This window comes from Fulvivirga aurantia (assembly GCF_009711475.1).
Taxonomy (GTDB): Bacteria; Bacteroidota; Bacteroidia; order Cytophagales; family Cyclobacteriaceae; genus Fulvivirga; species Fulvivirga aurantia.
The window spans coordinates 1-6,201 of record NZ_SMMD01000716.1; the positions used below are offsets into that span (position 1 = coordinate 1).

The 6,201-nt window shown below is 39.3% G+C and carries 7 protein-coding genes; 2 read left to right on the forward strand and 5 right to left on the reverse strand.

Features of this window, described 5'->3' with window-relative positions; all coding sequences use genetic code 11:
* The 4 genes from E1176_RS08075 to E1176_RS08090 form a co-directional block, all read right to left on the reverse strand.
* The coding region (locus E1176_RS08075; protein ID WP_155210104.1) for a sensor histidine kinase at positions 1–1,451 on the reverse strand (1,451 nt) is incomplete at its 3' end.
* 4 nt (positions 1,452–1,455) lie between these two features.
* The gene (locus E1176_RS08080; protein ID WP_155210105.1) at positions 1,456–2,274 is read right to left on the reverse strand and encodes an alpha/beta fold hydrolase; all 819 of its coding nucleotides are present in this window, start codon (positions 2,272–2,274) and stop codon (positions 1,456–1,458) included.
* 169 nt (positions 2,275–2,443) lie between these two features.
* The gene (locus E1176_RS08085) at positions 2,444–3,250 is read right to left on the reverse strand and encodes a pseudouridine synthase (protein ID WP_155210106.1); all 807 of its coding nucleotides are present in this window, start codon (positions 3,248–3,250) and stop codon (positions 2,444–2,446) included.
* Positions 3,251–3,285: 35 nt separating this feature from the next.
* Positions 3,286–3,708, reverse strand: a complete 423-nt coding sequence (locus E1176_RS08090) for a DUF1801 domain-containing protein (RefSeq protein WP_155210107.1) — start codon at positions 3,706–3,708, stop codon at positions 3,286–3,288.
* A 333-nt stretch (positions 3,709–4,041) separates the two neighbouring features.
* Here E1176_RS08090 and E1176_RS08095 point away from each other — a divergent pair, with 333 nt between their 5' ends.
* Complete coding sequence (locus tag E1176_RS08095; protein WP_155210108.1) at positions 4,042–4,908, forward strand: sterol desaturase family protein; 867 nt, start codon at positions 4,042–4,044, stop codon at positions 4,906–4,908.
* Positions 4,908–5,327 (forward strand): NUDIX domain-containing protein, encoded by a 420-nt coding sequence (locus tag E1176_RS08100; protein WP_155210109.1) that lies wholly within the window; start codon positions 4,908–4,910, stop codon positions 5,325–5,327. The genes E1176_RS08095 and E1176_RS08100 overlap by 1 nt, the downstream gene beginning before the upstream one ends.
* A gap of 8 nt (positions 5,328–5,335) precedes the next feature.
* Here E1176_RS08100 and E1176_RS08105 read toward each other — a convergent pair whose 3' ends face one another.
* The gene (locus E1176_RS08105) at positions 5,336–6,118 is read right to left on the reverse strand and encodes an alpha/beta hydrolase (RefSeq protein WP_155210110.1); all 783 of its coding nucleotides are present in this window, start codon (positions 6,116–6,118) and stop codon (positions 5,336–5,338) included.
* Between the last annotated feature and the right edge of the window lie 83 nt (positions 6,119–6,201).

Genomic DNA, 6,201 nt, shown 5'->3' on the forward strand with positions numbered 1-6,201 from the left:
TCTATTATATTTAATTCAAATGAAAAAACAGAGCCCTTACCGACTTCACTTTCGACTTTGATTTCACTATTATGAGCCTTAGCGATTTGTTGAATGATGTAAAGGCCTAACCCCCACCCTTGCACGTAGGTAGAGCTGTGTGCTTTTACTCTGAAATAGCGATCAAAAATATGTGCAAAATCTTCCTGAGAAATGCCCAAGCCAAAGTCCTGAACAGATAATTTTACTCGATCATCACTTACTTTCTCAATCTTTAAAATCACCTTATCGGCCCCGGGAGAGTATTTTATAGCATTACTTAACAGGTTTGTAATTACCTGACCAATACGCATTGCATCTACATGTACAAATACTTTCTCTAACTCTGCTTTTAGTAGTATCTCGTGATTAGAATTAGGTGATTGATGGTCACTAATACTATTTCTGGCAATTTCTACCAATTCCTCTTTCTTTCTCACAATGGGCAACTCCGAAGAGTTTAGGTTAGTAATATCGAGGAGATTGGTGATCATCCTGCTCATAGAGTTTACCCCCGACTCACATTTAGAAAGAAGCGTTTTTTGTGTGTCATCACCTACCACATCGTTTAGCACCTGTAAATACGATTTTATAATGGTGAGGGGCGTTTTTAATTCATGAGAAGCTATGGCTATAAACTCATCTTTGAGCTGAAGCGACTGTATTTGGTGATTGATATTGGTAAGCGTCCCGAGCCATGAGAGCTCCTTTTTTTCAGAAAAGCGATCTCTCTCATAAGGTATGCCTCTCAGTAAATACCAGTTTGTATTTTGAGAATCGTTTCTCAACCTCACTTCCATTTCAAAAGCATGACTATGTTTTCTGGCATCTTCCCATTGATCTCTGAAGCTGCCCATATCTTTCTCAGAAATCAAATCAGAGATAAATATACGCTCAGCATCAGCGGGTTTTGTATTCGTTTTTTTATAATACTGCCTGTTGAGAAAATCTATTTTACCTTCTTCTGTGGCTGTCCAGATTATGTCCGGGATTTGGTTGGCCAGTACCTCAAACATGAGTCTTTCGTTATCGGCCCGCTCCTTAGCCTTTAGCAACTCACGCTCATATTTTTTACGTTCTGTAATGTCGAGCAGCGTAACGTTCACTGCTTTTATACCTTTATTTTCGTTAAATACGGCTACTGCATTTATCAGTCCTGGAAATCTACTGCCATCCTTCTTAATAATATCAAAGCTTATTTCATTGATGTGGCCTTGCATCTTAAGGGTCGGCATAAATATCATTTCGTAGTAGATCGTATTACCCTTGTGCAAAATGTCTAAAAATTTAAGACGCTGCAGTTCATCTTTGGCAATACCAATCCAGTTGAGGAAAGTTTTATTGGCTCTGATTAACTTTCCATCCGGTGTAAAAGAAAAATACCCACATGGGGCATTTTCATAAAGCTCTTCTATCGAAACGAGATCATCCAAATGTTTAGCTGGCTACTTTCGTGCTGTTTAAATATTCTTTTATCATTTCAATAGTCTCTTCCGGTGCACTCATATGTGGACAATGACCCGTGGCATTCATCACCATCATAGTATTATTAGGCATTACTTTGGCTACATATTCTCCCACTTCCTTTGGAGCAATAATATCTTCAGAACACTGCAACGTAAGCGAAGGCAAGCTTATAAGCGGTAGGTCCTTACGATTATCTGATAAGAAAGTCACTCGGGCAAATTGGCGTGCAATTTCCGGATCGGTAGCACAAAAGTTATTGGTTAGCTCCTCCCCTAACTCAGGTCGCTCAGGATTTCCCATGATTACCGGGGCCATATTTTTACTCCAGCCCAAATAATTATTATCCATTACATCGAGCAGATCTTCAATATCTTTTCGCTCAAAGCCTCCAATGTAATCTGTGTCATTGATATATCGTGGGCTTGGGCCAATAAAAATTAAGGAGTTGAAAAGATTGGGCTTCTCTTTGGCTGCTAATAAACCAATCATGCTGCTCACTGAGTGGCCCACAAAAATAACATCTTCCAAGTCAAAAGCTTCACATATTTCTATAACGTCTTGTGCATAGCCTTCGAGAGAATCATAACGCTCTTTGTCATAGGCTTTAAGGTCAGATTTTCCTGCTCCTACATAGTCGAATAAGATTATTTTATAATCCTTTTCGAAAGCAGGAGTAACATAACGCCAAACATTCTGGTCGCAACCAAATCCATGAGCAAAAACCATGGTCTGTGTTCCTTCACCCAATACAGAAACATTATTCCTTTTAATTACTGCAGATTTTTCCATAGACAATTTTTTAACTAACTGAAATATAAGTAAAATTTACGAGCTAAGAGCCTGTTGGTTTTAATAAAACACAAAGAGTCATATCTCCGCAGACATCGATAAAAAACAAGCCTAACAATCTGTTTGTCTGTATTTTATCGAGAAATCGAGACTTTTAATTAAAACAAAATTAGTCCTTCAATAACCTGTTAAATTTCTGTGGTAAGTCTATGTGAGCATCTATAGCGGCACCAGTTACCGGATGTTGAAAACCTATACGATAAGCGCATAGAAATAATCCTTTTCCCGGGCCTATTACTCCTCCGTAGAGTTTGTCACCAACAATGGGAAAACCCTCCTCCGCACAGTGAATTCGCAGCTGATGTGTGCGTCCTGTAATAGGCGATAGCTCTAATAAAGTATATAGTTTATCACTGCGGCTTTTTACTTTTTTATAAGTTGTGTGAGCTTTCTGCCCTTCAATGGGCGTGTGGATTTCTCCATGCGAGGGCGTATCTCCGGAGACTATGGCTTTGTAAAATTTTGATATTTGACCTTCTTGCAAAGCCTTACCCAGTGCTACTCTTACAGCTTTTGTTTTAGCTACTATCACCAAACCACTGGTGGCATGGTCAAGCCGATGTATGGGCTTGGGCTGCTGGTAGGCATCCGGCTGGTTACCTGGCTCTAAATTAAAAGCCAGCGTATTTTCTAAAGTTTTGAAAGAGTTGCCGCTAGTGGTGAGACCGGCTGGCTTATTTACAATGGCCAAATAATCATCTTCGAAAACTACCGGCACTTTCAGCTCGTAGGTTTTGGCAGATTTTTCATCTTTCATCACCTCAAGTGTCATACCTGGCTGTACCCACAGACCTGTATCAGCCTTAGCTCCGTCAACAGTCAGTAAACCTAACTTAATCGCCTTTTTTACACTTTTTCTGGATGGCAATACATCAAATAATCCAACAGCATAATCGCTCAACCGCTGTCTTTCCACCCCCTCAGGTACGATATGCTTTTCTACTTTTGTAATTACTTGTTGCTCTCAAGGTTGCTGATATAATTCACAGAAGTGGTGATCAGCTCTTTCAATACTTCCTCATCGACATCACTCAGTTTCTTAATATACAAGCAAGATTTGCCTGTTTTGTACTTTCCTAATTTACTCATCAGCTCATCGTACTTACTAAAGCCAGACATAATGTACAATGTGATGGCTTGCTTTCTGGGCGAAAAACCAGCCACAAACCAATCGCCTTCTCTCCCACTCTCATACTTGTAATGATAGCTACCGAATCCCACAATACTGGTGCCCCACATTTTGGGCTCCTCACCTGTGATTTCTTTCATGATTTCAAGTACTCTATAGCTGTCTTCACGTTTTCCTTCGTCCTCTACACTATTAAGAAAGTCTGTGACACTGCTGTCATTAATTTTTGTCTTGAGCTCGGCCATGGCTATGTTTTTAAGTTGATTAACTAAATTAATATCTTTAGAGGAAACTTGCTTGTGATGAAAACAAAAGAATGCCCTTCGTGCGCCATGGAAATAGATGCTAAAAGCAAAGAATGCCCTATATGCAATTATGAATTTCCTTCTCACAGCAACTGGGTGCAGTTAGTCGCTATATTTCTGGTTTTAATCATTTTAATAAGCTGGGTAATTTTTTAGTCTTTTAACGCCAAATCATCCCTAAAATAATGCCTTTACTTCTATCTACGGCTTACTTACAACTTGCTATAATAAGAGAATATAAGTAATTTTCTTTCTCTTAAACATCGGTTGATTATGGAAGAGTTTATTGCATTTTTTGAGAATATCCCCACTACTTTTCGTACTGGATTGCTTCTGGGAGGGATTGTATTGTTTTGGGTATTAGAAGGTGTAATTCCGCTTTATGGTTTTAAATACAACAAAGTAAAACATGCGGGACTCAACCTGTTTTTTACACTTACCACAGCGATTATCGGTTTTGGATTTGCTTGGCTGCTTTTAAAGGCTTCTCAGTTTACGGTAGATAATCAATTTGGCTTGCTATATATCGTTGAGCTACCTCTTTGGGCACACATCGTTTTGGGTGTTTTGTTGCTAGACTTTATTGGTGCCTATTTCATTCACTGGACGGAACATAAGGTAAAATGGATGTGGCAGTTTCATGTAGTACATCATAGTGATACTAAAGTTGATGTAACCACTGGCTTGCGTCATCATCCCGGAGAAACCGTTTTCCGGATAGGATTTACCATTATGGCTGTCTTATTAATCGGGGTTCCGATGGGCATTATCATGCTATACCAAAGCTTATCAGTGCTTTTTGCACACCTTACACACGCCAACATAAAAATGCCTGTAAAACTCGATCGGGCGCTTTCTTATATTTTTGTAACTCCTTATATGCATAAAGTGCACCACCACTACACACAGCCTTTTACAGACACCAATTATGGCAATATCTTTTCTATTTGGGATCGCATATTTGGCACGTTTGCAGAAACCGACAGCTCAAAACTCACTTATGGTATAGACACCTTTATGGATCCTAAAGAAAATGAAGGCCTAAGTAATCTATTGGCCATCCCGTTTAAAAAATACAGACCACCTGTAGGTGCCAAATTTGGCGAAGAAATAGAAGAAGCAAAAGTCTCTAAAGTATAATGGCGAAAGATCAAAAAATACTAGTGACGGTAGATGCTGTTGTGTTTGACGTCTCTGAGAATAAGCGTACACATTTATTATTGATTCAAAGAAAAAACGATCCCTATAAAGATCAGTGGGCTTTCCCGGGAGGATTTGTGGAAGAAGATGAAGACCTGCCAGTAGCCTGTGCGAGAGAGCTTGAAGAAGAAACCGGTCTAAGTGTTAACCCTAAAAATCTCACACAAATAGGTGCTTTTGGCAAGCCGGGCCGCGACCCCAGGGGTAGGACAATTACCGTGGCGTTTCACACGGAAGTAGATAAAAACGAGCAGCAAGTGAAAGGTGCTGATGATGCGGCTGCCGCCAAATGGTGGCCACTCAACGACCTACCCAATATGGCTTTTGATCATGAAGAGATTTTGAATACGGTTTTATAAACAATTTACTATAGCCTTTCTAAAAACTCAAAAATGGAGTTGTAGTAATCGCCTTCAGGCATGGTTATTCTGCCGGCCATATGGTCGCCTTCAAATTTAATCGATTGTACGCGCTTACTATTTTCCTCAAATTGATCCGCAATATCACAACTGGTGACCAAGTCCTTTGTTCCGCAAAAAATGAGTGTGGGTATAGATGAAGCCTCGACTATTTCTACCTGCGCAGGTAGCAATACCTCTTTGCTTTTATTGATCTTCAAATTATTCACAACTTTATGAGGGTCATTAAAAAAGGCTTCTGCTATGCAAAAGTCGACATTCTCTCTACTAAGCAAGCTGATATATGTACCCATCGACATGCCATACAGACCCAGTTTAGACTCGGGAAATTTGGCTTTAGTAGCCTTAATGACTGTATCAAGGTCTATAGCAAACTCATTATAGTAGAGAAAATCCTTATTTATCTCAAAATCATTACTGTGCCCGAAGCCGCGATAGTCAAAAGAAATAACTTTATAACCACGCTCGACTAATGCCTTAAGTTGATAAACAGAATAACTCATATTACCAGCATCTGGTCCAACAGCAATTATTACCTCCTCTTTCTTATTTACAGAATCAGGAACAGTGTATTCCCATACATTTATTGAAAATCCATCTGGAGTGACAAGTTGATACTCCTGATAAGTCAGGCCAAAAGTTTCTGGAGTCCATTCATAATTTCGGTCAGGGTTTATGGCTAAACTGTTGAGAGAAATCAAAGAGGTTATAACGAAAGCAATATATTTCATAGATCAAATTTTTAGGTCACATGAAGATAACAATTAACCTAAAAAGAAAGAGACTGTCTCAAAAGTTGTAAAACAACTCTTAC